This is a genomic window from Brevibacterium renqingii, from assembly GCF_017808095.1.
In the GTDB taxonomy this organism is placed as follows: Bacteria; Actinomycetota; Actinomycetes; order Actinomycetales; family Brevibacteriaceae; genus Brevibacterium; species Brevibacterium renqingii.
On the sequence record NZ_JADBHG010000001.1, the window covers coordinates 1,079,674 to 1,104,037 of the forward strand.

23 protein-coding genes and 1 riboswitch are annotated in these 24,364 nt (G+C 66.8%); of the genes, 12 read left to right on the forward strand and 11 right to left on the reverse strand.

Annotated elements, in window-relative coordinates; translation table 11 throughout:
* Position 1: 1 nt before the first annotated feature.
* Complete coding sequence (gene narJ, locus IIE29_RS04850) at positions 2-850, forward strand: nitrate reductase molybdenum cofactor assembly chaperone (protein ID WP_209324016.1); 849 nt, start codon at positions 2-4, stop codon at positions 848-850.
* Positions 847-1,578, forward strand: coding sequence for a respiratory nitrate reductase subunit gamma (narI, locus tag IIE29_RS04855; RefSeq protein WP_209324017.1), 732 nt, complete (start codon positions 847-849; stop codon positions 1,576-1,578). Before narJ ends, narI begins: the two co-directional genes overlap by 4 nt.
* Here narI and IIE29_RS04860 read toward each other — a convergent pair.
* The gene (locus IIE29_RS04860; RefSeq protein ID WP_209324018.1) at positions 1,572-2,303 is read right to left on the reverse strand and encodes a winged helix-turn-helix transcriptional regulator; all 732 of its coding nucleotides are present in this window, start codon (positions 2,301-2,303) and stop codon (positions 1,572-1,574) included. The two genes, narI and IIE29_RS04860, sit on opposite strands and share 7 nt — an antisense overlap.
* Positions 2,304-2,510: 207 nt before the next feature.
* Between IIE29_RS04860 and IIE29_RS04865 the strand changes: the two genes are divergently transcribed.
* The gene (locus IIE29_RS04865; protein ID WP_209324019.1) at positions 2,511-4,235 is read left to right on the forward strand and encodes an amidase; all 1,725 of its coding nucleotides are present in this window, start codon (positions 2,511-2,513) and stop codon (positions 4,233-4,235) included.
* Positions 4,236-4,308: 73 nt separating this feature from the next.
* On the opposite strand, the gene IIE29_RS04870 is transcribed toward IIE29_RS04865, so the two are convergent.
* Positions 4,309-5,022: a DUF998 domain-containing protein gene (locus IIE29_RS04870; protein WP_209324020.1), complete on the reverse strand. Its 714-nt coding sequence runs from the start codon at positions 5,020-5,022 to the stop codon at positions 4,309-4,311.
* Between the two features lie 123 nt (positions 5,023-5,145).
* On the opposite strand from IIE29_RS04870, the gene IIE29_RS04875 reads away from it, so the two are divergent.
* From IIE29_RS04875 to IIE29_RS04885, 3 genes are all read left to right on the forward strand, one after another.
* Positions 5,146-5,919, forward strand: a complete 774-nt coding sequence (locus IIE29_RS04875) for an isocitrate lyase/PEP mutase family protein (RefSeq protein ID WP_209324021.1) — start codon at positions 5,146-5,148, stop codon at positions 5,917-5,919.
* A gap of 74 nt (positions 5,920-5,993) precedes the next feature.
* On the forward strand, positions 5,994-6,755 hold the full coding sequence (locus tag IIE29_RS04880; RefSeq protein ID WP_209324022.1) for a VOC family protein: 762 nt from the start codon (positions 5,994-5,996) through the stop codon (positions 6,753-6,755).
* On the forward strand, positions 6,752-7,252 hold the full coding sequence (locus IIE29_RS04885) for a hypothetical protein (RefSeq protein ID WP_209324023.1): 501 nt from the start codon (positions 6,752-6,754) through the stop codon (positions 7,250-7,252). Before IIE29_RS04880 ends, IIE29_RS04885 begins: the two co-directional genes overlap by 4 nt.
* A gap of 14 nt (positions 7,253-7,266) precedes the next feature.
* Here IIE29_RS04885 and IIE29_RS04890 read toward each other — a convergent pair whose 3' ends face one another.
* The 3 genes from IIE29_RS04890 to IIE29_RS04900 form a co-directional block, all read right to left on the reverse strand.
* On the reverse strand, positions 7,267-9,396 hold the full coding sequence (locus tag IIE29_RS04890; protein ID WP_209324024.1) for a RecQ family ATP-dependent DNA helicase: 2,130 nt from the start codon (positions 9,394-9,396) through the stop codon (positions 7,267-7,269).
* Positions 9,397-9,460: 64 nt separating this feature from the next.
* Positions 9,461-9,670, reverse strand: coding sequence for a hypothetical protein (locus tag IIE29_RS04895; RefSeq protein WP_209324025.1), 210 nt, complete (start codon positions 9,668-9,670; stop codon positions 9,461-9,463).
* Positions 9,671-9,999: 329 nt separating this feature from the next.
* Positions 10,000-10,473, reverse strand: coding sequence for a hypothetical protein (locus IIE29_RS04900; protein WP_209324026.1), 474 nt, complete (start codon positions 10,471-10,473; stop codon positions 10,000-10,002).
* Between the two features lie 148 nt (positions 10,474-10,621).
* Between IIE29_RS04900 and IIE29_RS04905 the strand changes: the two genes are divergently transcribed.
* On the forward strand, positions 10,622-11,206 hold the full coding sequence (locus IIE29_RS04905) for a TetR/AcrR family transcriptional regulator (RefSeq protein WP_209324027.1): 585 nt from the start codon (positions 10,622-10,624) through the stop codon (positions 11,204-11,206).
* A gap of 181 nt (positions 11,207-11,387) precedes the next feature.
* Here IIE29_RS04905 and IIE29_RS04910 read toward each other — a convergent pair whose 3' ends face one another.
* Complete coding sequence (locus IIE29_RS04910; RefSeq protein WP_246475685.1) at positions 11,388-12,287, reverse strand: ArgP/LysG family DNA-binding transcriptional regulator; 900 nt, start codon at positions 12,285-12,287, stop codon at positions 11,388-11,390.
* Positions 12,288-12,357: 70 nt separating this feature from the next.
* Here IIE29_RS04910 and IIE29_RS04915 point away from each other — a divergent pair, with 70 nt between their 5' ends.
* Positions 12,358-12,957 carry a LysE/ArgO family amino acid transporter gene (locus IIE29_RS04915; RefSeq protein WP_343071793.1) on the forward strand — a complete coding sequence of 200 codons (600 nt, stop codon included), beginning with the start codon at positions 12,358-12,360 and terminating at the stop codon, positions 12,955-12,957.
* Between the two features lie 200 nt (positions 12,958-13,157).
* Here IIE29_RS04915 and IIE29_RS04920 read toward each other — a convergent pair whose 3' ends face one another.
* A complete protein-coding gene (locus IIE29_RS04920) occupies positions 13,158-15,335 on the reverse strand; it encodes a YhgE/Pip domain-containing protein (protein ID WP_209324029.1) in 2,178 nt (725 codons plus the stop codon).
* A 51-nt stretch (positions 15,336-15,386) separates the two neighbouring features.
* Complete coding sequence (locus IIE29_RS04925; protein WP_209324030.1) at positions 15,387-16,235, reverse strand: ATP-binding cassette domain-containing protein; 849 nt, start codon at positions 16,233-16,235, stop codon at positions 15,387-15,389.
* A gap of 298 nt (positions 16,236-16,533) precedes the next feature.
* On the opposite strand from IIE29_RS04925, the gene IIE29_RS04930 reads away from it, so the two are divergent.
* Positions 16,534-17,610, forward strand: a complete 1,077-nt coding sequence (locus tag IIE29_RS04930; protein ID WP_209324031.1) for a tellurite resistance/C4-dicarboxylate transporter family protein — start codon at positions 16,534-16,536, stop codon at positions 17,608-17,610.
* A 363-nt stretch (positions 17,611-17,973) separates the two neighbouring features.
* On the opposite strand, the gene IIE29_RS04935 is transcribed toward IIE29_RS04930, so the two are convergent.
* The 3 genes from IIE29_RS04935 to IIE29_RS04945 form a co-directional block, all read right to left on the reverse strand.
* Entirely contained in the window at positions 17,974-18,570 is a 597-nt protein-coding gene (locus IIE29_RS04935; protein ID WP_246475686.1) for a DUF805 domain-containing protein, read from the reverse strand.
* A 174-nt stretch (positions 18,571-18,744) separates the two neighbouring features.
* Positions 18,745-20,043, reverse strand: coding sequence for an MFS transporter (locus IIE29_RS04940; protein ID WP_209324032.1), 1,299 nt, complete (start codon positions 20,041-20,043; stop codon positions 18,745-18,747).
* Between the two features lie 73 nt (positions 20,044-20,116).
* On the reverse strand, positions 20,117-20,647 hold the full coding sequence (locus IIE29_RS04945) for a MarR family winged helix-turn-helix transcriptional regulator (protein ID WP_209324033.1): 531 nt from the start codon (positions 20,645-20,647) through the stop codon (positions 20,117-20,119).
* A gap of 117 nt (positions 20,648-20,764) precedes the next feature.
* A riboswitch (FMN riboswitch) is annotated at positions 20,765-20,892 on the forward strand.
* Positions 20,893-21,005: 113 nt separating this feature from the next.
* Here IIE29_RS04945 and ribD point away from each other — a divergent pair.
* The 3 genes from ribD to ribA all read left to right on the forward strand — a co-directional run bounded on the left by ribD (position 21,006) and on the right by ribA (position 24,268).
* Positions 21,006-22,154, forward strand: coding sequence for a bifunctional diaminohydroxyphosphoribosylaminopyrimidine deaminase/5-amino-6-(5-phosphoribosylamino)uracil reductase RibD (ribD, locus tag IIE29_RS04950; RefSeq protein ID WP_246475687.1), 1,149 nt, complete (start codon positions 21,006-21,008; stop codon positions 22,152-22,154).
* 64 nt (positions 22,155-22,218) lie between these two features.
* Positions 22,219-22,926, forward strand: coding sequence for a riboflavin synthase (locus IIE29_RS04955; RefSeq protein ID WP_209324034.1), 708 nt, complete (start codon positions 22,219-22,221; stop codon positions 22,924-22,926).
* The gene (ribA, locus tag IIE29_RS04960) at positions 22,919-24,268 is read left to right on the forward strand and encodes a GTP cyclohydrolase II (RefSeq protein ID WP_209324035.1); all 1,350 of its coding nucleotides are present in this window, start codon (positions 22,919-22,921) and stop codon (positions 24,266-24,268) included. The genes IIE29_RS04955 and ribA overlap by 8 nt, the downstream gene beginning before the upstream one ends.
* Positions 24,269-24,364 lie beyond the last annotated feature (96 nt).

The window sequence follows — 24,364 nt, forward strand, 5'->3', positions numbered from 1 at the left end:
GATGTACCGACCGCTGAAGTTCCTGTCCAAGTGGACGAAACGCGCCGCCGTGCATGCCGAGTCCGGCGGGCAGACCGCGCCGGGGGTGAGCCGCCAGGCTCTGCGCGCCGTCTATGCAGCCGCCTCCTGGCTCATCGACTATCCCGATGAGGAGGCGCTGCGGAGGCTGCCGCAGATCTCGGCGGTCCTCGATCGGGCGGACGTACCGAAGAACCTGCGTGAGGATCTGGACGCGACGATCGGCCACCTCGGCGCTGCCGATCCCATCGAACTGCGTGCCGACTATGTCGAAACCTTCGACACCCGGCGGCGCGGCTGCCTGTTCCTCACCTATTTCTCCAATGGGGACACGCGCAAGCGCGGGCAGGCGCTGCTGCAGATCAAGGACATCTACCGGTCGGCGGGTCTGGACATGGACGAAACGCAGCTGCCGGACCATCTCACCTACGTCCTCGAATTCGCCGCCGGCCACGATCTCGACGCAGGAGTGCGGATCCTGCTGTCCAACCGGGCCGGGATCGAGCTGCTGCGCCTGCACCTGACCGAGATCGACTCCCCCTGGGCGGGCACGATCCGCGCCGTCTGCGCCACCCTGCCCGCCCTCGACGGCGACGATATCCATGCCGTCGAACGATTGGCCGCCGAGGGCCCGGCCACCGAGACCGTCGGCCTCGACGGACTGGGCGGCTACGGTGACGCTCCACCGAGCGCGGCCGAGATGACCGCGGCGATGGCGGCGGCACCGGGCGCTGCGATGTCGCCCGGCTCGGCACAGGCCCCTGGCGGCTGTGGGAGCGGCGGGCAGCACACCTTCATTCCGCTGACCGATGTGACAGGAGAGCGATCATGAACTCACCGACAGTGCTGGACACGTTCCTGTGGGTGATCATCCCCTATATGGCGCTGGCCGTGTTCGTCCTCGGCCATGTCTGGCGCTTCCGCCGCGACCGCTTCGGATGGACGACGAGGTCGACCCAGATCTACGAATCGAAGCTGCTGCGGATCGGTTCGCCGCTGTTCCACTACGGCATCATCTTCGTCTTCCTGGGCCATGTCATCGGGCTCGGGATTCCGAAGTCCTGGACCTCTGCCGTGGGCATCACCGACCACATGTACCACTTCATGGCGATCACAGTGGGCCTGGGCGCCGCGGCCGCAACGGTCGGCGGGCTCGCCCTGCTCATCTACCGCAGGCGGACGAACAACCGCGTCTTCGGGGCGACGACCCGACTCGACAAGCTCATGTACCTCATGCTCGCGATCGTCATCCTCGCCGGTGTGTACTCGACGATCTTCGACTCGGCTCTCAGCGACTACGACTACCGTGAGGGCGTGTCCGTGTGGTTCCGCCAGTTCTGGATGTTCCAGCCCGACATCGCGCTCATGGCGCAGGCGCCGCTGGGCTTCCAGATCCATGTCATGGCCGCGATCCTCATCTTCGCACTGTGGCCCTTCACCCGACTCGTCCACGTCTTCGCCGCGCCGCTGGGCTACATCACACGGCCGTACATCATCTACCGCTCGAAGGACCGGCAGACCCAGCCGGAGCGCCGCGGCTGGGAGCGCATCGACTACTGAGAGCCGTCGTCCGGGTCCGAACCCGCCTCAGGGCCCTGCCTGGGCTCGGAGCCCTGTTCGGACGCGGCGCCCGATCCGGCTTCCGGTTCCTGCGGGATCGCGGCACCCGGGTAATCGGCATCGCGCAGCAGGATCTGGCAGGTGTCCGCCGAGGTGAACGGCAGCAGACGATCGAGCTCGAGCGGGCCGGGCACCTGGCCGAGGAGGCTGCGGACGAGATTCGCGTGGATCGCACAGGCGATCTCGCGCTCGTCGCCGACCATCCGATAGTGCGGACACGGGGCCAGGGAGATGCGCATCTCCTCCTCGTCGACCATCGGCTCCATCCCCGAATCATCGAGGTGCTCATAGAGCACATCGAACTGTGCCCCGGCGTCATCGCCCAGTTCATCGAGTGCCGCCGGCTGCGTGCCATCGCCGTTGGCCAGCCTCCGCAGCACCTGCCGGTGCTCCCGGGCACGATCGATGCGCTCACGAGCGGCCTCATTCGCCTCGGGATCGTCCACGGGCCGATAGACCATCGGAGGGCGCCCGCGCGTGCCGGTCGCGGCGGGCTCGAGACAGACGAAGCCCTCCTCGATGAGGATCCGCAGATGGTCCCTGGCGGTGTTGACGTGGAGGCCGACCTCGTCGGCGAGCTCTTTCAGCCGGCTTCCCGGCCGCTTCTGCACAGCACCGAGGAGCTTGACCCGGCTGACCTCGGCCAACCCTCGAAAATCGTTCACTCTTCGCGGCATGCCATCACTTCCTCGCGACTGCCTCAGTGGGGAACTGCTCGGAGACTGTCTCCGCCTTCATTCTACAACCAGTAGAAACCTGCTCCGGGGCCGGGGCGACGGATTCCGCAGCCCGGCCGACCCCCTGTCGGCGCTACCCTGGGCAGAGCAGACAATCGCAACGCGCACGCACCGCCGAGTGCACGGAGGATGAGCATGACGAAGTTCGATGCAGTCGAGGCCTCGATCGCCCAGCTGCGCACCGCCCTCGAAGACGGAAGCACCACCTCGGTGGAGCTCGTCGAGGCCTATCAGGATCGGATCAGCGCCTTCGACGGCCCGGACACGCAGACGAAGCTGAACTCCGTGATCGTGGAGAATCCGCAGGCACTCGCCGAGGCGGCCGCCTCGGACGAGCGACGCGCCGCGGGCCGGACGCTGGGTCCCCTCGACGGGATCCCGTACACCGCGAAGGACAGCTACATGGTCGCCGGCCTGACCGTCGCCTCGGGCTCCCCGGCATTCGCCGATCTCGTGGCGCAGAAGGACGCGTTCACGATCGAGCGGCTGCGTGCCGGCGGTGCCATCTGCCTGGGGCTGACGAACATGCCCCCGATGGCCAACGGAGGGATGCAGCGCGGTCTCTACGGTCGCGCCGAGAGCCCGTACAACGCGGAGTGGCTGACCAGCGCCTTCGCCTCGGGGTCATCGAACGGGTCGGGCACGGCGACGACGGCGAGCTTCGCGGCCTTCGGCCTCGGCGAGGAGACCTGGTCGTCCGGGCGAGCCCCGGCCTCGCACAATGCGCTCATCGCCTACACCCCGTCACGCGGAGTGATCAGCGTGCGCGGGAACTGGCCCCTCGTGCCGACCATGGACGTGGTCGTCCCCCATACCCGCACGATGGCGGACCTGTGCGAGGTCCTCGATGTCATCGTCGCCGACGACGCCGAGACCCGCGGCGACTTCTGGCGCGTCCAGCCCTGGGTCGAGATCCCGGCGGCGAGCGCCGTGCGCCCGGATTCCTATGCTGCTCTGCTGCCGACCGATGCCCGGGCCGCGGCCTCGGCTCTGGCCGGCAAGCGCCTCGGTGTGCCGCGGATGTACATCAACGCCGACCCCGAGGCCGGGACGAATCCCCACGGAGGGATCGGCGGACCGACGGGTCAGCGGATCGACACCCGCGCCTCGGTGATGGAGTTGTGGGAGGCCGCTCGTCGTGACCTCGAGGCCGCCGGCGCCGAGGTGGTCGAGACCGACTTCCCGGTCGTGAGCAACTACGAGGGCGATCGTCCCGGAGCGCCGACGATCCGCACCCGCGGACTCGTCAGCTCCGATTACCTCGATCGCGAGATCAACGACCTCTCCTCCTGGGCCTGGGACGATTTCCTCGCCGCGAACGGGGACCCGAAGCTCAGCTCGCTCGCCCAGGTCGACGGACAGCAGATCTTCCCGCATCCTCAGGGCGCACTGCCCGACCGGTACACCGGCTTCGATGACGACATCGCCACCTACCCCGAGCAGGTGCGCACCAACGGCTATTCGTCGCTCACCGAGATCCCCGAGCTCGAAACGGGCGTGCGCGGACTCGAGGAGACCCGTCGGCTCGATCTCGAGAAGTGGATGGATGAGCTCGGGCTCGATGCGGTGGTCTTCCCGGCCATGGCCGATGTCGGTCCGGCCGATATGGATGTCAACGAGGCCTCGGCGGACCTCGGCTGGCGCAACGGCACCTGGGTCGCCAACGGCAATCTCGTCCCCCGGCACCTCGGCATCCCGTCGGTGACGGTGCCGATGGGCACGATGGCCGATACGGGGATCCCGGTCGGGCTGACGATCGCCGGACGCGGCTGGGACGACACTGCGCTGATCGAGATCGCCGCGGCCTTCGAGGCCACCGGGGACCGACGCGAGGCGCCTCCGCGGACCCCGCGGCTCTGAGGACTCTGTTTCGGGTCGTGAAACGTCGTTCCCTGAGGGCATTCCATCAGGCCGTTCCCCGTGTCCTCGTGGACTAGCGCCGTCGACCGTCCAGGTCGCGATGCCGCCTCGAGGCATCACGCAGCTGCATCCATCCGGCGAGGACGAACCAGGCGAGGAACGGATAGGCGGCGACCCGCTCGATGATTCCGACCGGCAGCCCCCAGTCCTCCGGAGCGGCCATGAGCAGGGTTCCGGCGAATCCGAGCGCCGCCAGACCGATCGACAGTCCGCCCAGCTCGACGGGCCCGATCCAGCGCTCCTTCGACCATCTGGTCATCGCGATGCCGACCGTGAGCAGGCCGAGGTTCTCGACCACGACGCCTCCGAAACCCAGCACCGCGTGCATGGTGGGGTCCACGTCGGCCGGGACCATTCCCGTTCCGGCCAGAAGCATCCCACCGGCGGCGAGCAGGAAGGACCCGCACCTGCCCCAGGCTGTCGGAGCGATCCAGTCGTGCCAGACGAACGCGATCACCGCGAGCATCGAACCCGCGAGGATGAAGACGCCGTTGACGAGGGGGTGGGCCGGCGAACACACCTCGATCAGAGGCTCGGAGTCACCCCACTCCCCGCATCCTGTCATTCCGAGGTGGCTGATCGACTGCTGCACGAACGAATAGGTGCCTTCGGAAGCCAGTGCCGCGGGAATCTCGATGAGGACGGCGAGCAGGGCGGCGAGCACGGCGAGCAGTGCCCAGACCCGCTCAGGTTTGGGCGAAACGCGAATGGTGCCCGAACCGGTCACCTCGCCCCTTCCGTGCGACGACCTCGGATGACGATCATGGTACCAACGTGCCACCCTGAGACCTTCGGGTGAACCAGGCCGATCCCTGGCGTGTCGCACGCGCGGGGTGGAACAGTAGTCACCATGACCGACTACAGCGTGCTCGCCGAACGTGCTTTCACCCTGCTCGAAGGACACCACCAGGACGGACCGCTCGTCCTGCCGACGGTCTGGGATGCCTGGTCGGCTCGAGCGATGGTGAAGGTGGGCTTCAACGCCCTGAGCATCGGCTCCCATCCATTGGCGGACTCCCTCGGGTCCGCCGACGGTGAGGCGATGTCCCTCGAGACGGCACTGGCCGGAATCTCGCGAGTGACCGCCTCGGTGAATGTGCCGATCACCGCGGACCTCGAATCCGGGTACGACACCCCCGCCCCCGATCTCATCGCCGGTCTCCTCGAGGCCGGAGCAGTGGGGGTGAACATCGAGGACACCGTCCACAGTCGCGGAAGCATGCGCAGCGCCGAGGAGCATGCGGAGTACATCTGGAGCCTGCGGCAGGCCGCCGAGGCCCAGCGCGTACACGTCGTCATCAACGCCCGCACCGATGTGTTCAAAAATGCCGAACAGTTCGACGATCCCGTCGCCGAGGCGATCCGCCGTCTCAAGCTGTGCACCGAGGCCGGTGCGGACTCGCTGTACCCCGTCGCGATCCCCGACACCGAAACCCTCACGACCATCCTGTCCGAGGTCACGCTGCCGCTCAATGTCACCGCGCACCCGATCAAGGGTGCGATCCCCGATGAGCTCGACCTGTCCCAGGTCGCCGATCTCGGCGTCAAGCGTGTGACCTTCGGGCCCCTGCTCCAGGCGGCGTTGCAGGACTGCTTCGCAGACTTCACCCGGAACTGGCACTAGGCGAACCACCAGGGAACCGGACGCCGGCGCCGATGAAACCCAGGCCGAGACAACCACAATGAAGAGGAGCCGCAATGCCTGCCGACCCCCGCGAGGGCCAGCCCGTCTGGATCGACTACACATGCCATGAGTTCGAGTCGACCACGAACTTCTATTCGCAGATCTTCGGATGGGAGTTCAACGACCAGGGGTCCGACTTCGGCCACTACAACATGATCACGAAGGACGGAGTGACCATCGGCGGTGCCATGCGCGCGCTCAACATGGACGGCACCCCGAATCCGATGATCCCAGCGACGTGGACGACCTATCTCCACACTGAGGACATCTCCGACGTCTATGCGAAGGCGCTCGAAGCCGGTGCCGCCCCCGTCGCCGAGCCCATGGCCGTGGGGCCGCTGGGACAGATGGCCGTCATCACCGATCCCGCCGGTGCCGGTGTGGGCATGTGGCAGCCCGGAGAGTTCTCCGGCTTCGACACACCTCTGACGCCGGGCACGCCCGTCTGGTTCGAGCTCATGACCGTGAACTACTCGGCCGCGAACGAGTTCTACGGCCACGTGTTCTCCTTCGAGATCACCCCGATGGGAGATTTCCCCTACTCCACGCACGGCGCCGGCGACGATGCCGTGGCCGGAATCTGCGATGCCCGAGAGTGGGCGCAGGTGTCGTTCTGGCGCACCTACTTCAACGTCGAAGACGCCGATGCCGCGGCGTCGAAGGTTACAGAGCTCGGCGGCAAGGTGCTCGCCGGTCCGGAAGACTCCCCGTATGGACGCATCGTCACGGTCACCGATCCGGAAGGGGCCACGTTCCAGCTGCAGCAGGACCCGTGACGGACGCCGAAGCTGTCGCCGACCGCTTCCGACCGCTGCGGCGACGCCTGATCAGCCTCGGGCTCGGGGAGTTCGTCGCCGCGGCCGTCTTCGCCGTTGTGCCGTCGAACCTCGCATTCGTGGCCGCCGACGGCGCCGAAGCCGCCTTGTGGTTCGCACTGTCACCGCTGATCTTCGTCCTCGTCCAGGCCGGGACTTACTGGCTGCTCGCCCGGCACCACCTGCCGGAGACGATTCCGCGCGGTGCCGACCGCCTCTCCCGGGGGCTGCGCGTGCTCGATCCGATCGTGCTCTTCGGCTGCGGAATCGGCATCGTCGCCGCCTGGCCCGGGTCGAGCCTGAGCAGTGTGCTCATCGTCTTCGTCTGGCTGTTCGCCGTCGTCGAGTACATCAACTACTTCCACGTCCGCCTGTCCTACCCCTGGTCGACCTGGACCCGGCAGGTCGGGCGCCGGTCAACCCCGAGGTTGGCCAGGGACCTGCGCCTGGCCCGCTGAGTCCGCCGTGTGCGTCAAGCTCGAAGAGCCAGTGCGAACGGCAGCACCGAAGCTGCTCCTGCCCGGCGCAGCAGGCGCGCGCAGATCGTCATCGTCCACCGCGACACCACCTCGTCATCGACCAGCAGCACCGACTTGCCGGATACCGCCTCCTCGACCTCGGGCGGTACGACGAAGGCTTCGAAGAGGTCCTTGACGCGGAAGGCGCTGTTGACGTCCGGGGTGCCGTGATCACCGACCTGCAGCAGCTCACCGCCGTCGACGAGACGACCGGCCGATGCGAGGTTCGCAGCCAGGGACCGCACGGTCACGGGTCGACGGGCGCTCGGGATCGACACGACCGCCTCGGGGCGGGTGTCCCAATTCCATTGCCCGAGCACCTCGAGGCACCACTTGCCGATCTGTGCCGGAACCTCGGCATCGGGAGCGTCGGGGGCGAGGAAGGACCGCAGTGTCTGCCCCTGTCCGAGGTCGCTCAGGCGTGCGATCGCACGCCCCTCCTCGGCGAGCTCTTCGGCCGGAATGCGCCCCTTGAGCGGCACGCCGATATTGGCCAGTCCGCTCGGCCAGGTGCTGCGCGGTTCGATGGGCAGGCCGATCTTGTGGAGGTTCCCCGCCGCGGCCCGGCGCTGCTCCTCGGAGATCTCGGCTGAGAACCACGCGCCTGCACAGTTGTCGCAGCGGCCGCAGGGGCGCGGATCGGGGTCGTCGAGCTGCCGGATGAGGAACTCCATCCGGCACTGCTCGGTCGCCTCGTAGTCGAGCATGGCCTGCGCCTCGTCGGCCCGCACGGCCGCGACCTTCTCGTAGCGCTCCCGATCGTATGTCCATCCCTGACCGGTCGAGATGTATCCGCCGCGCACCTTGGACACGGCGTCTTCGACCTCGAGGGTCTTGAGCAGCAGGTTGAGCCGGGAGCGCTTGGTTCCGACCAGGGTCTCCAGGCGGGCCACGGATAGGGGGCCGTCCGCCTCGGCCAGGGCGGCGAGCACGGCGTTCGCATCGTTCTGGTTCGGCATCGAGGCGGTGGCGAAGTACTCCCAGATCTGCTCATCCTCGGGGCCGGGGAGCAGGAGCACATCGGCCGAGTCAGTGGCGCGGCCGGCACGGCCGACCTGCTGGTAGTAGGCCACGGCCGAGGACGGTGCGCCGATGTGGATGACGAATCCGAGGTCGGGCTTGTCGAAGCCCATCCCCAGCGCCGAGGTGGCCACGAGCGCCTTGAGGCGGTTGTCCTTGAGCTGCTGCTCGAGTTCTGCACGCTCTTCGGCATCGGTCCGGCCGGTATAGGCGCGAACCTCGTAACCCTGGTCGCGCAGCATCCGGGTGATGTCCTCGGCGGCGCTGACGGTGAGTGTGTAGATGATCCCGGATCCGGTGAAATCGGCGAGATGGGAGCCCAGCCAGGCGATGCGAGCGCTGGCGTCGAGGCCGGACAGGACGCCGAGGCGCAGGGAGTCGCGGGCGAGTTCGCCGCGGACGACCGTCGTGTGTTCCCCGAGCTGTTCGGCGACATCGGCGACCACCCGCGAATTGGCCGTGGCGGTGGTGGCCAGCACCGGGGTGTTCATGGGCAGCTCGGCCAGGATGCGACCGATGCGTCGATAGTCCGGACGGAAGTCGTGCCCCCAGTCTGAGATGCAGTGGGCCTCGTCGACGACGATGAGGCCGAGGAAGGACAGCAGCTGCGGGAGCACTTCATCACGGAACTGCGGGTTGTTCAGCCTCTCCGGGGAGACGAGGAGGACGTCGAGGCTGCCGGCCCTGAGGTCGTCGAGCACGGAGTCCCATTCGGTGACGTTCGAGGAGTTGAGGCTGGCGGCGCGGACTCCGGCACGCTGCGCCGCTGCGATCTGGTCGCGCATGAGCGCCAGCAGCGGGGAGATGATGAGGCTCGGTCCGGTGCCTGCCGAGCGCAGCATCCGCGTGGCCACGAAGTAGACCGCGGACTTGCCCCACCCTGTGCGCTGGACGACGAGGACGCGCTTCTTGAACTGCACGAGGTCGCGGATCGACTCGAGTTGCCCCTCGCGGAACTGCGCGTCCGGATTCGCGGTGAGCTCGGTGAGGATCCGTTGGGCCTCGGCGGTGAAGTCGTCATGGGCGGCAGGGACCGGCGGGGATGTCGGGGCGCTTTCCGTCATGGGGCCAGTCTAGGCCGAGGCACTGACGCGAGCCTCCTGACGTCGACCGCACCCCTCGGAAGGACTACTCGCCCTTGACCGAAATACCGTCCTTGAGGATCACAACCGTTAAGCCCTTCTGATCGAGGCCGTCGATGGCCTCCTCCAGGTGCACGACCAGCAGCCGCCAAGCCGCCTCTTCAGGCATTAGGCCCGGCTGCGACCACACCTCTTCCGGGTGACCACGGGCAATATCATGAATCCGCCCCTCCAGGTCCCTGCGTTGCTTCACCAATCACCGACCTGGGAGCCACCGGATCAACGGCCCGCAGAGCAAAGGGCGTCTGACTGACCCGGTCCACACGTCCGATAGACTCCAATGCCTCTGCGAGGTCATCCAAGGTGTGGATCATCATTGCGTCACCTCTTTGCCGTTCGCGGATAGGCGGTAATGACATCGTAAGTTTCAGCACTCACCACAACCAATGGACGGCAGGATCGCTTGACTTCACCATTCTGAATGGTGGCCACCCTGACCACGCGTGGGCGTCGCGGACTCGCCTATACAGCAGACCGCGCGATCCGGTCGGCGCACTCCTCCAGCGTCGCCTCGACGACGGGATCTCAGCGCAGCGCGAGTTCGATGCCCAACGTCGCGAGCACGCCAAAGAGGGCGCCCCAGAGGATGATCGAGATGACCTGCCAGAAGGCCACGGCATTGCGGTTAGCCCCGAACCCGACCATCGCCGACGACGTGATCTGCGAGGGAAGAAAGGTCTGGCCGAGCAGCGAGACTCCCGGCACGCCGAACCTGTCGAACATGCGCTTGAGCCGCTGCCGCTTCGGCTTCTCCTCGGTCTGCCTGTTCTTCGTCGCCTTGTCGCGGATGGCACCGGCACCATAGACGAAGACGAGCATGGAGGCGACATTGCCGATGACGGCCACGAGGATGGCTACCACGGGATGCAAGCCGATGGCAACACCGATGACAGAGCCGAAATACGACTCGACGAACGGGATGGCGGAGACGAGCAGAACGCCCGCCCATTGCAGCCAGTCGGGAAAGTTTCCGGCGAATTCCTGCAGACTGTCGATCATGAGGGCTCTCTCTTCTTCCGTTCGGGTCCCCTGGGCGGGTCAGCACACGGCTCCAGCCACGCCGCCTCGACGCCGCTAGCACACCGTACTGGTACACCGTACTATACACTGAGCAGAAGCATCGTAGTCAATGAAGCGAGGAGCTCGGTTGTCGAAGCGAGATGAGATCATCGCCGCGGCAGTTCGCCTGGCCGAGGGGGCGCAGCCCGGGCAGGCGAACCTCAGCGTGCGCGCCGTGGCCAAGGAAGCAGGAGTCGGCCCATCGACGCTGCGTCACTACTTCCCCTCCCAGGCCGACCTCCACGAGGCGGTCGCGCTGCGCTCCATCGACACCATCATCAATGACTTCTCCATCGCCGATAGGACCCTCGAACCGGCCGACCGACTCTATGAGTGCTGTGCCCAGTTCCTGCCGACCCATGAGCATCGGGAGGTGCAGCTCGAAACCTGGTTCTCCATGCACCTGCATGCTCTCGGAGACGAGAAGCGGGCCGTGTCCCGCCGGCTCCTTGAGCACGGTCACCGAGTCACCTATGACAGCCTGCGTCGCTGGCTGAATCTGCTCGCCGAGGAGGGGCACCTCGACCCCGCCGAGGCGGCGCCGGCGGCCACGGCCCTCTTCACCACCATCGACGGCATCGCGCTGCACTCGATCATCACACCGGAGACCATGACAGTCGAGGCCGGCCACGAGCAGGTCAAGTGGACGATCGCCAGGATCCTCGCCCTCTGACCTTCTGAGCCCCTGATCTTCCGGAGTGTGGACACTTGGGCAGGCGAATCGGCACCCAAACACCTTGGGTGGGCTAAATGGGCAGGATCTCTTGCGAAAAATTCATCCCATTTGGACCACCCAAGCAGGCAGAATCAGCCTGTTTCGACCACCTGAGCGCACCGCACTCCCAGGCCTCGGCTCAGCGCATGATAGCGGCCGCGCGCCGCAATGCCTCGGTGAGGCGGGAGAGCTTGTCCGAAGCGAGCGTCCAATGATGCCAGTACAGCGGAACGTCGATGTGCGGGTCCTCACCGATCTCCACGAGGTCGGCATCGAGCGCCTCGAGCTGCATCACCGGAATCATCCCCCAGCCGAGGCCGGCGGCGACTGCAGCCGCGAATTCCGCCGAACCCGGCACAACCGAGATCGGCGGCCTCGCAGCGATGCCGCAGCGACGGAGGAACTCGAACTGCAGGTCGTCGTCCTGTCCGAAATTCACCATCGGCAGCTGCGTCAGGTCCGGATCACCCTCTGCGGCCTGCCTTTCCAGCAGCGACCGCTCTGCCACGGCGACATAGCGCATCGTCCCGAGCTCATCGACCTTCGTCCCGTATCCTCCTGTCTCCGCCGATGTGATCGTGCCCAGCACCTCCCCCGAGGCCAGCAGCGGCAGCGCCTTGTCCTGATCGACGACTTCGATGCGGACGACGACGTCGTCCCAGCCGGCCGCCTCGGCGAAGAGGGGGCGGAACCACGTCGCCATCGAATCGGCGTTGACGCCGATCCGCAGCACTGTGGGCTCGCGCCGTCGGCCGCTGGCCTCATCCGCGCCGAGCGCATCGGCATCGATGCCGTGCAGCCGGTCGAGCGCTTCGGATTCGAGGAGCTCGACCTGCCGTGCATAGCGCAGAATGGCCTGCCCAGCCTCGGTGACGGTGATCGGATTCGTACGCCGGATGAGCACCTGCCCGAGGCGGGTCTCGAGGGTGCGGATGCGCTGGCTGGCCGCCGAGGCGGTGACGCCGAGGACGAAGGCCGCACCTTCGACGGTGCCTTCGTCCACGGCGGCGGCAAGCGCTTTGACATGGTCGATGTTCATGAAGCAATTGTGCATCAATTGCATATTCTGTTGTTTTTCTTATCTCCCGGCGATCCCTACTCTTGAAGCCGTGCTCACTCATCTCATCACCGGAATGCTCACGGGCTGGTCGCTCATCATCGCCGTCGGACCCCAGAACGCGCTCATCCTCCGGCAGGGGATCCGGCGCGAGCACCTCGGTGTCGTCGTCGGGATCTGCATCCTCGCCGATGTGCTGCTCATCGGCGCGGGAACCGTGGGGATCGGGGCGATCGTCCTCCTCGCCCCGTGGGCGCTCGAGGTCCTGCGGTGGCTGGGCGTGGCCTATCTGCTGTGGTTCGCGTGGAGCAGCCTGAGATCGGCCAAGACGGCGTCGGGGCTCGAGGCGGACACGCATCAGCGCAGCCTGAAGTCGGTGATCGTGACCACGCTGGCCCTGACGTTCCTCAATCCCGGCGTCTACCTCGACACCGTCGTCATGCTCGGAAACCTCGCCAACCAGCAGGGTCCCGGCGGCGTCGGGCCGTTCACGATCGGCGCGATGCTCGGCTCGATCACCTGGTTCCTCGGCATCGGCTACGGCGCCCGCGGGCTCTCCCGCTATCTGGCCCGGCCCCGGGTGTGGCAGGTCCTCGATGTGATCATCGCGATCGTGCTCATCATCCTCGCCGTCCGGCTGGCCCTGGGGTAGGGCAGCTCGTCCAGCCCGCAGGTCCGCCCGGGCTCACGCACCACCACCGCCGTCGTCTGTCGCGGCACTGAACACAGCGAGAACTGGTCGCGTTCGGATGCGAAATCGGCGATCCGGTATCCGAACGCGACCAGCTCTCGGGAGACAGCTCCGCAGGAGACGAGGCCCCGGGCCCGCATCCGCGGACGCGCGGCCGCCGCCTACAGCTGCAGGCTCGGGTGGAGCTGAGTGAGTGTGACCATGCGCTTGCGGCTGCAGACGACGACGGTAGCGGCCAGGCATATCAGCGTCATCAGCAGCAGGACCACCGCCGACTGCGCCGCGATGAACATATCGCCGCCGGCGATGAGCGTGCGCAGTCCGTTGACCGCATGGGTCATCGGCAGGAACGGTGAGATGATCTGGAAGATCCCCGGTGCCGTCTGGACCGGATAGGTCCCTCCGGCCGAGGCGATCTGGATCATCAGGAGCACCAGCGCGATGAGTCTGCCCACTCCCCCGAGCGCCGCGACGCACAATTGGTGCACGGAGTGGAAGCTCGCGGCGACGAGGATGGAGAACAGCAGGGTCCAGAGCCAGGCACCGGCCGAGAAGTCGAGCGCGAATGTGAGCACGAGGTAGAGCACGGCCACCTGGGCGATGCCGAAGAGGAGACCGGGCACATAGCCGGCCCAGGCGATACGAGTGGACTTCGCCGATGACGCCAGAGCGCGATACGGGATGGCGTTGATGACCATGTAGGTGATCATTCCGCCGATCCACAGCGCCAGGGAGACGAAGAAGGCTGCCAGACCCTCACCATAGGCGTCGACCGCATTGTCCTTGACCTTATCGGCGTCGACCGGCACGGCGACGACGTCCGAGCGGTGATCACGGTCGTTCTTGTCATAGGTCGGAATCTGCTTGAGCCCCTCCTCGAGGCCGTCGGAGAGCTCGCCGGAGCCGTCGACGAGCTTGCCGGCGCCGGTGTCGAGCTCCTTCGACCCGTCGACGAGCTGCGAAGAGCCGTCCTTGAGGTCGCCGACGCCCGTCTTCGCCTGGGAGGTGCCGTCCTTGAGCTGTTTGGCTCCGTCATTGAGATCCCCGGCACCGGTGGCGAGCTTGCCCGCTCCGGCATCGAGCTTGACCAGGCCGGAATGCAGGTCATCGGCTCCCGTCGAGACCTGCTGCGCACCGTCGTCGAGCTGACCGATCTTCTTGTCGGCGGCCTTGATCTTCGCCATGACACCGTCGACGGCCTTCGTCACGGGGTCCTCGAGCTTCTTGGCCTCGTCCTTGGCATCGGAGGCGCGCTCATGTGCGGAGTCGAGGTCGTCCCCGAGGCCGTTCATGTCCTCGGCCAGCCGCTGCACGTTCGGATCGTCCGGGTAGTCCTCCTGGAGCTGCTTGATCCGATCGTCCATGTCCCCGCGCACGGTGGTGCGGGCATCGTCGAAGTCGCCTTCGGCCCGTTCGAGCTTGGGCCGGGCACCGTCGACGAGGTCGTCGGCCTTCCGTTTGAGATCCTCGGCCTTTCCGGTGGTCTCATCGGCGACGTCGCGCAGCTGCGAGGTGCCGTCGGCGACCTGGCCGGCCCCGTCGGCGAGGTCCTTCGAACCGTTCTTCGCCTCGGTGGTGGACTTCGCCAGGGTGTCCGCGCCCGTCTTCAGGTCGCCGCTTCCCTTGACGAGTTCGCCGGCTCCGTCGTCGAGGTCGCCGATGCCCTTCTGCAGCGTGCCGACGCCCTTGTCGAGTTCGGTCGTGCCATCGACGAGTTCGCCGGTGCCGTCGTGGAGTTCGATGGAGCCGTCGTTGAGCTGCGAGGCTCCGTCGGCGGCTTTCTCGGTCTGGGAGTGGATGTCGTTGAACCCGACATAGACTTCCGAGACGTATTCGGCCGTGGTGGTCTCGTTCAGGCTCGACTTGATCTCGGTCAGCACCGTGCCGGCCAGTTGGCCGACGATGAAGTTGTGGGCGTCGTCGGTGCGCAGCTGGAGCCCTGCCTGCTCCGGATCGTCGCCACCGGTGGACACCAGCTGCTCGGAGAAGTCCGAAGGGATCTCGAGGACGGCGAAGTACTTGCCCTCGGCCAGTCCCTCATCGGCCTCCTTCTGTGAGGTCTCCTCCCAGTCGAAGCCGCCCTCGCCCTTGGGCGTGATCTCGTCGACGAGTTCATCGCCGGCGTGCAGGGATTCGCCGTCGGAGTCCGGCTTCTTCGCCCCTGTGTCCTCGTTCACCACTGCCGCCTGCAGCTTGTCGAGGTGGTCGGTCGGAGACCAGTTCGAGGCGAGGTAGAGGCCACCGTAGATGGCGGGGATGACGGCGACGACGATCATCGCCAGACGGGTGATCGTGTGCCGTTTGAAGCGAGAGAGCTCGAGCCATGGCAGGGAGAACATCGAAGAATCACCTTTGGGGTCGAAGTGAAGGGATCACGGAGTGCGGCGGCCTCAGTGGCGCGGGGGCTGGTGGGGACTGAGCTGCAGTTCGCTCACCCCGGTGGGCGAGACCTCCGACTGCAGAGCCTCCAGGGCGATGTCGAATTCCGAGGAATCCTCGCAGGAGACGATGAACGTGAGCGGATTGTCCGGGTCTCTCGATTTCCGCAGCTCCTGGTAGATGAGCAGACCAGCCCATGCCCGGGCGCGATCGGAGCGTTCACGCAGATAGTCGATATTGTCGATGACGATGAGCGGCGGCCGGCTGAGGCTCGCGAGTCCGAACTCGAGGAGGAACTTCTGCAGCTCGCTCAGCTCGGAGACGAACACCTCACCGTCCTCGTCGATGAGGAAATCGGCTTCCCGTGCGTCCTCGGTCGAGAAGGTCCCCTCGGGCAGCTCATCGATGAACTCGGTCGCCGAGTGGAAGGTATCGCGGATGAGGCCGATGACCTCGCGCAGCGACGGTTTCGACACCCACGGCTTGTACCAGGGCTGCAGCATGATCTGCCGCTCGGCGACGTGCTGGGCCACCGTGAAATCGTTCTCCAGATCGGTCAGCCCCTCGACGTGTCCGACGGCGACGTGCTCGCGGACGGCGCGGGCCTGCTTCCGGATATCCAGATCGCCGAGGCGGCCCTCCCCTGCGGAGACGCGCATCCGCCCGGCGATGGAGAGCAGGAGCGAGGTCTTGCCGCTGCCGGCGGGGCCGCGGATGATCGCGAGGCCGCCGGTCGGCACGTCGAGATCGACGCCCGAGAAGACGCTTCCCTGCTTTCCTGACATGCCCCAGCCCTGCAGGTGGACCGCATCGCTGCTGGTTTCGGCATCCTCGGTGAGCGTGTCCGATGTGCTCTCCATTGCCCTGGCTCCCAATCGTCTGTGCCTGCGTCGTCTGTGTCTGCGTCGGTCGATCGCATTGGGGTGCATCCGCACGTCCCGTTTCTGAGCAGACTACGCCACTGCGGCGCGCTCGTTGCGGCATACCCCGATTCGGGTCAAGTTACCCATAGGTAACTATAATCAAGCCGACCGCGATTCTGAATCTCACGCGGGCGAATGTCTGCAATCACACAGTCGCTCGGCGGCCCGAGGGCACAACCTGCCCGAGGGTCGTAGTATCGAGGGTGGAGAAGAGGGAAACGAGAACGAGGAACGGATGAGCACAGCCAGCGGCGATCTCTCGCAACTGCACAGGGACTGGGGACTGAACCCGGCGACCCTCGCCCCCGGCTGCTTCGCCTCGGTCATGGCCACGGGCATCGTCTCGATCGGCGCACAGTTCAAAGGACTCGCGCTGATCTCGGCGGTGCTGTTCTGGGTGGCGGTCGCGCTCTACGCCTATTTCATCGTGCTCACCCTCTGGCGGGTTCTGCGCTTCCGGCAGGGCCTTCGCCACGACCTCCACGATCCGAACCGGGCTTTCGGCTTCTTCACCATCATCGCGGGTACGAACGTCCTCGTCACCGCCCTCGTCGGCCTCGGCGTCATACCTGTGGCGATGGTCCTGTTCTGCGTCGGAGGCCTGTTATGGCTCGTGCTCGGCTATGCGATCCCATTCACCGCCGTGCTCGGCTCGAGCATCCGCCCGGTCGTCACCGGGGTGAACGGCACGTGGTTCGTCTGGGTCGTCGCGGCACAGTCCGTGGCGGTCGCGGCCTCGAGCCTGGCCATCGCGCTGCCGAAGACGAACACCGCCCCACAGCTCGTGGTGCCCCTGTCACTGCTCGCCGTGGTGATGTGGTCGGTCGGCCTCGCGCTCTATATCGCCTGCGCGGTCTTCCTCGGGGTGCGGGTGCTGCTGCACCCACTGGAGCCGGAGGACTTCGACGCCCCGTACTGGGTGACGATGGGCGCGCTGGCGATCTCGATCGTTGCGGGCTCCAGGATCCTCGAACTCGAATCGACGCCGCTCCTCGATGCGACACGTCTGCTCGTCGGAGGCTCTTCGGCTCTGCTGTGGGCCTTCGCCACGTGGCTCATCCCCTCGCTCGTGCTGGCCGGGGCCTGGCGTCATCTTCGCCACCGCGTGCCGCTGGGCTATTCGGCGGGACTGTGGAGCATGGTCTTTCCGCTGGGCATGTATGCAGTGGCGAGCATGTACCTGGGCAACTCGGACCATGTGCCGGCGATCGAGTGGATCGGTCAGCACTGGTTCTGGGTCGGCTTCACCGTCTGGGCGATCGTCTTCGCCGCCATGGTCTGGTCGTTCATCCGCTCCCTGCGCGACCGGTGAGTCTCCGCGAGCTCGGCGCGTGGGTCTCTGCAAATTCAGCGGAGGCACAGCATCACATTTCGCGACTCTGGCGCTCCGCACCGCTTTTCGAGAGACGAAACGCCCCGCCGATGCCAACTCGCACCGTTGCAACGGTGTCAGGTGGCACGGACGGGGCGTGATGGTTGCGCAACGGGAGGAGATGGCACGGACGGGGCGTGATGGCCGCACAGCGGGAGGAGATGCCACCGACAGGAAGTGATGGCCGCGCAACGGGAGGAGACTGCCACCGACGAGGCGGTTCGAGCGGTCAGGAGGCGCTCCGGACGATCACCCTGGTCACCCCGACTCCGCGGTCGCTCAGACTCCTCGAACCGTGGCAGGTCAGGCGTCGAAGCGCTGGCCCTCGGGCTTGGTTTCCATGATCATCAGCACGAGGACGATGATCCAACCCACCCCGGGGATGAAGTAGAGGAACCACATCGGTCCCGGGTAGTTCGCATCATGGAGACGGCGCCAGGAGATCGCCAGGTACGGGATGATCGTCGCAAGGCCGATGATGAGCATCAGGATGCCGCCGATCCCGGTGAGCGCCAAGGCCCCACCGGACGGGCCTGCCGACATCCCATAGGGGTCCGCGGCCGACATCGTGGCCGATGCCGCCGACATCCCCACGCCGATACCGTAGAGAATCCCGGGGATCACTTGCAGCAGAGCCACAAAGAGGTACGCCCACCAGTATTCGCTGCGCGAGGCGCGTCCGGAGAACTTCGTGTAGTTCTTGAAGAAGCGCTTGACGGCTTGCCCGAAAGTCGCACCGTAGAGCGGGAGCGAGAGGTCGTCGGGGCTGGCGGCTCCGCGAGGTGCTCCGCCGAATCCCTGTGCACCGTACCCCTGTCCGCCGGGCATCCCGGCGCCTGGCATTCCTTGGTCGGGCGCTCCGGAGCCTGAGTTGTATGCTGCATTCGCGTCGTAGGTCATGATGGCCTTCATCGTTAGGTGATATTTCCGGCGGCACTCTTCCGCTGATCGTCAGGGTTCTTTCAGCCGATCACCAGGAAGCGCGATCACCATTCTGCCTCATCGCGCCCGTCGATCACATGAAGACCCGGTTTCAGATCTGCAACACCGCTGCGGGGCCGCGGGAACCAGGTCTCAGGAATCGCCACCGGTCAGCGCATAGGCCTCGTCGACGGGAGTCTCGTCGATGTGCCCGTCGACGCGGCGCAGCGCTTTCCAGCCGAGCGAGATGACCACGACCGACAGCAGCACGGCTCCGGCGCCGAAGAGGTAGGGTGCACCGGCGCTGATCGACTCGGACACCGAGCCCGCGACGATCGGCGCCACTGCGCCGCCGACGAAGCGCACGCCCGAGTAGGTTCCCGAGGCCACCGGGCGGGGCAGGTCGCTGACCTCCATAGCCGATTCGGTGAAGACCGTGTTCAGCAGGCCGAGCAGCAGTCCCGCGATCACGACGCAGACGATGATGCCGACGAACGATTCGACGATGAACGACATGACGGCCAGCAGCGCGGCCAGTCCGATGAGCGTGACGATGAGGCTGCGGCGACGGCCCATGCGCTTGGTCAGCAGCGGAGCACCGAACACCGAGGTGACTGCCACGCAGAGGCCCCAGCCGAAGAAGACGTACCCGAGCCCCATTGCGCCGAAGTCCTCGATGCCCATTTTCGCGGCGGCCGCCTCGACGGGGAAGGGGCTGTAGGCCAGCAGGATGAAGAAGCCGAAGTTGTACAGCAGAGCGGAGACGCCCAGCACGGCCACGCCCGGCCGAGCCAGGGCGCGGAAGGTGGCGCTGAGTCTGATCGGTTCGGCGGTGGGACCGTTCGAGCTCGTGCCTCCGGGCAGCAGGACGACGATGGCGATGAAGCCGATGGCCATGAGGACAGCGGTGCCGAAGAAGGGCCCGCGCCAGGACATGCCGCCGAGCAGACCGCCCAGCAGCGGGCCGGTGGCGATGCCCACGCCCAGGGCCGCCTCGTAGAGGATGATCGCCTTATCGGCACCGCCCGAGGCCGCGCCGACGATCGTCGACAGCGCCGTGGAGATGAACAGCGCATTGCCCAGTCCCCAGCCGGCCCGGAAGCCGATGATCTGGTCGACCGTGCCGGAGAACCCGGCGAGGGCGGAGAACGCGACGATGAGGACGAGCCCGACGAGCAGTGTCGTCTTGGCGCCGATGCGCGAGGACAGGAAGCTCGTGAAGAACATCATGCCGCCCGTGATGAACAGGTAGCTGGTGAACAGCAGCATCGACTGTGCCGGCGTGGCATCGAGCTCGGCCGAGATGGCCGGCAGGATCGGATCGACCAGGCCGATGCCCATGAACGCGATGACCGCGGCGAACGCCACGGCCCATACGGCTCGCGGCTGACGCAGAATGGATGCTTCCGCTGCGGTGTCTCCTGGTGCTTCGTTGTCGGTTGACGCTCTCATCTGGTGGCCGCGGCCCCTTCCCTGTGGTGCGATATGTGGTGAAATCTGTGGTTGATTCGCGGTCGCGCCCGGATCAGGCGGGCTCGACCTCCGTGGATCCGGCCCCGTCGCGTTCCTGCACGGAACCCTCCTGTACGGGCGCTTCCTGCACAGCCTCCTCGGCGCTGTCGACCGGGTGGCGGTCCTTGAGGAAGTCCGACACCAGTCCCAGCGCGCGATCGACGCTCATCCGCTCATCGGGGGACAGCGATTCGAAATAGGGCTGCATCTGCTCGATCATGATCGACCGGTTCTCGGCCAGCCGCCGGCGGCCCTCTTCGGTCAGAGAGAACTGGGAAGCGCGCCCATCGGTCGGACTCGCCTCCCGGAGCACGAGCCCCGCCTCCTCGAGTCGGGCGAGGAGCTTCGTCGCCGCAGGCTGCGAACTCAGATACCCCTGCGCGAAATGACCGACCCGAACGGGCTGATACTGCTCGACGACGGCGAGCGCGCGCAGAGTCGCCAAGGAGTTCTCGTTGCCGATCACTCGCCGAAACGCCCGAGTCAGGCGCGACGAGACGACCACGAGCCGCGAGACGAGCTCTGCCGAATCCACATCATCCATAACTTATTTATATACCCAGGTTATGCATCACAGCAAATCGTTCAGCCCACCAGGCGATGGACTCGGTCTGTAACGGATGCCATTCCCGCCTCGGCGATCGGCGTGCTAACCTGGCCTCACATGTTCCGGGGACGGTGAAATTCCGTACCGGCGGTCACAGTCCGCGACCCGCCAGCTTCGCGCCGGCGGCTGATTCGGTGAAATTCCGAAACCGACAGTCAGAGTCTGGATGGGAGGAGCATGGTGGCCTCGGCCGCTGTGTTTCGGTGCATTCGACGGCACCGGCGCGCATCCGAGTCACCCTGATGGTTGCACCCGCAATATCCTCCCTCCCGGCGAAGGCTCGGGAGGTTTTCTTTTGGACGCGGAGTTCACCGAACTCGAATCCACGGCGATGTCGGCCGCCCTCGACGCTGCACGGGAGGGCTTCCGCGGGGCCAATCCGCTGGTGGGTGCCGCTGTCCTGACCGCGGACGGGCAGATCGTGACCGGTCATCATGCGGGAGCTGGGACCGCCCACGCCGAGGTGGACGTCATCACCACCGCCCACGACCTCGACATCGACCTGAGCACCGCGACGCTGTTCGTCACCCTCGAACCCTGCTCCCACCGGGGGCGGACCGGACCGTGCACCGAGGCCATCATCGCCGCCCGAATCCCCTCTGTCGTCTTCGCCTCCCCCGACCCGAACCCCCGCGCCGCCGGCGGTGGCCGGATCCTCGCCGAGGCGGGTCTGCAGGTGCGGTCGGGACTGCACCGGGAGGACGCCCAGGCCCTCAACGCCCGGTGGGCGCAGACCATGGCCGAGCTCCGGCCCTTCGTCACGGCGAAGATCGCGCAGAGTCTCGACGGGGCCGTCGCTGCCGCGGACGGGACCAGCCAGTGGATCACCTCGCCGGAGTCCCGGGCCCATGCGCATGAGATCCGCTCCCGCGTCGATGCCATCCTCGTCGGCACCGGCACGGCCCTGGCCGATGACCCCCGACTCAACGCGCGCGGCGGCGACGGCTCCCCGCTGCCGAACCAGCCGCGACCGGTCGTGCTCGGCACCTCTCCGCTGCCGGCCGAGTCCTTCCTCGCGCTCAACCCGGACACTCTCCGGCTGCCCACCCACGACATCGACGCGGCGCTCGAGCAGCTGTATGCCGAGGGTGTACGCCACCTGCTCGTCGAGGGCGGGCCGCGGGTCCTCGGTGCCTTCTTCGCCGCCGGAGCCGTCGACGAAGTCTTCTGCTACCAGGCCCCGATGCTCATCGGTCCCGGGCGCTCCAGTGTCGAAGGCTTGAACATCGACACCCTCGGCGAGGCGCTGCGGCTGATCCCCGACGACACCGAGGTGCCCGCGGTCTCGCGGCTCGGCCCGGACTTCCTGCTGCATTTCACCACGGCCCCTGCGCCGCCGGACAGCCGAGCGACAGCGCTCGGCCGCGGGCAGTCCACCGCGCCGGTCCGCCCATGGCCGATCGCCCCGCCTGCATCGGTCACTCGGCCCGCACCGCAGCGCTGACCACACATCTGCCAGCCATCAGCACCAGGCCACCATCACCCAGCAATCAGCACCACGGAGGCATATGTTCACCGGAATCATCGAAGGACTCGGCACCGTCGAGGCCATCGAATACACGAACGATTCGGCCGAGATCACCATCGATGCCGGCGAGCTCGTCGCCGACCTCGAGCTCGGCGGCTCCCTGGCCGTCAACGGCGTCTGCCTGACCTCGACGAGACGGAAGGACGCCGAGCAGCCGGGGCTCTTCACCGCCGAGGTCATGGGTGAGACCCTGCGTCTGACCGGTCTCGGCAGTCTGCAGACCTCGGACCGGGTCAATCTGGAGCGCTGCACTCCCGCCTCGGGGCGCTTCGACGGCCACATCGTCCAAGGGCACGTCGACGGACGCGGCGAACTCGTCGACCGCACCGACCGACCCGATTGGTCGACCCTGCACATCGCGATCCCTGCCGGTCTCGCCCCGCTGACCGCGGTCAAGGGCTCCATCGCCCTCAACGGGGTGTCCCTGACTCTGACCGCCGTGTCCGAACCCGCTGAGGCCGCCGCGTGGGTCGAAGTCGGGCTGATCCCAGCGACGCTGAGCCACACGACCTTCGGCGAGCTCGAGATCGGAGCGGCCGTGAACATCGAGGCGGACGTGCTCGCGAAGTACACCGCCCGCCTCCTGTCCTTCCATGCCGTCGACGAGGCCGCCCCGACCCACCCGGGGCCAGCCTCGGCGAGTCCCCACCCCGCGACGAACACACACCAAGGAGTCGATCATGACTGAATCAGTCGCCCATTCCAGCCGTCTCGATTCGATCGAAGACGCCGTCTCCGCCATCGCCGCAGGTCGGCCCATCCTCGTCGTCGACGACGAGGACCGGGAGAACGAGGGAGACCTCATCATGGCCGCCGAATTCGCCGATGCCGCCATGATGGGCTTCTTCGTCCGGCACACCTCCGGCGTCATCTGCGCCCCGATGACCGCCGAGCACGCCGCGGCTCTGCGGCTGCCGCCCATGGTCGCCGACAACGAAGACCCGAAGGGCACCGCCTACACGATCAGCTGCGATGCGGTGGGTGTGACCACCGGCATCAGTGCCGCCGAGCGCGCCCGGACCGGTCGCGTCCTCGCTGCGGCAGACCCGGATCCCGCCGCGATCTCGCGTCCCGGTCATGTCTTCCCCCTGGTCGCGAAGTCCGGCGGTGTGCGGGAGCGACCCGGCCACACGGAGGCCGGGGTCGAATTCGCGCGCTTGGCCGGTGCCCGACCGGTGGCGATGATCGCCGAGGTGGTCCACGACGACGGTTCGATGATGCGCTTCGATGCGGTGCGCGACTTCGCCGATAACAACGAGCTCGTGATGGTCTCGATCGAACAGCTCATCGCCTACCTCGAGGAACGCGACGCGGCTTCGCAGACCGATGGGCCCGTCGCGGGCGGGTCCCCATCGCCCGCTGCGGAAGAGTCGGCCGCTCCCGACTCCGGCGAGGAGGATCTGATGTCGACCGAAGAAGTGCCGCTGCCGACGAAGCACGGGCACCTGCGGGCGCGCGCATTCACGATCGACGGGCACGACCACCTCGGCGTGTTCGCCGGGTCCCTCGAGACGACTTCGGCCGGTCCGGCGCCGCTCGTGCGGGTGCATTCGGAGTGCCTGACCGGGGACGTCTTCAATTCGCACCGGTGTGACTGCGGTGAACAGCTCGACCAAGCGCTCGATGTCATCGCCGAGCACGGTGGAGCGGTGATCTACCTGACCGGTCACGAAGGGCGCGGGATCGGTCTGAGCAACAAGCTTCGCGCCTATGCGCTGCAGGATCAGGGCAGGGACACCGTGGACGCGAACCGGGAGCTCGGATTCACCGACGACGCCCGCGACTACCGTGCCGCGGCAGCGATCCTCGGCTCACTCGGTCTCACTCGCATCCGGCTGCTGACGAACAACCCTGCCAAGACCGAATCACTCGAGCAGCTGGGCATCACGGTCGAAGCGGTCGTGCCGCTCGAGATCGCGGCGCGGCCGGAGAACACGCGCTATCTGACCACGAAGCGCGAGCGCATGCACCATGCGCTGGCGCTGCCGGAGGTCACAGGCACCACCGCACCCGGGGCCGTCGCCAGCTGAGCCTGAGCCTGCGCAGACGGGTCCTCACCATTCACCGGCTCTCAGCATTCGCGGACCCGCATCCCGAATCGCGCACGAGTCCGGCATCAGGCCCGC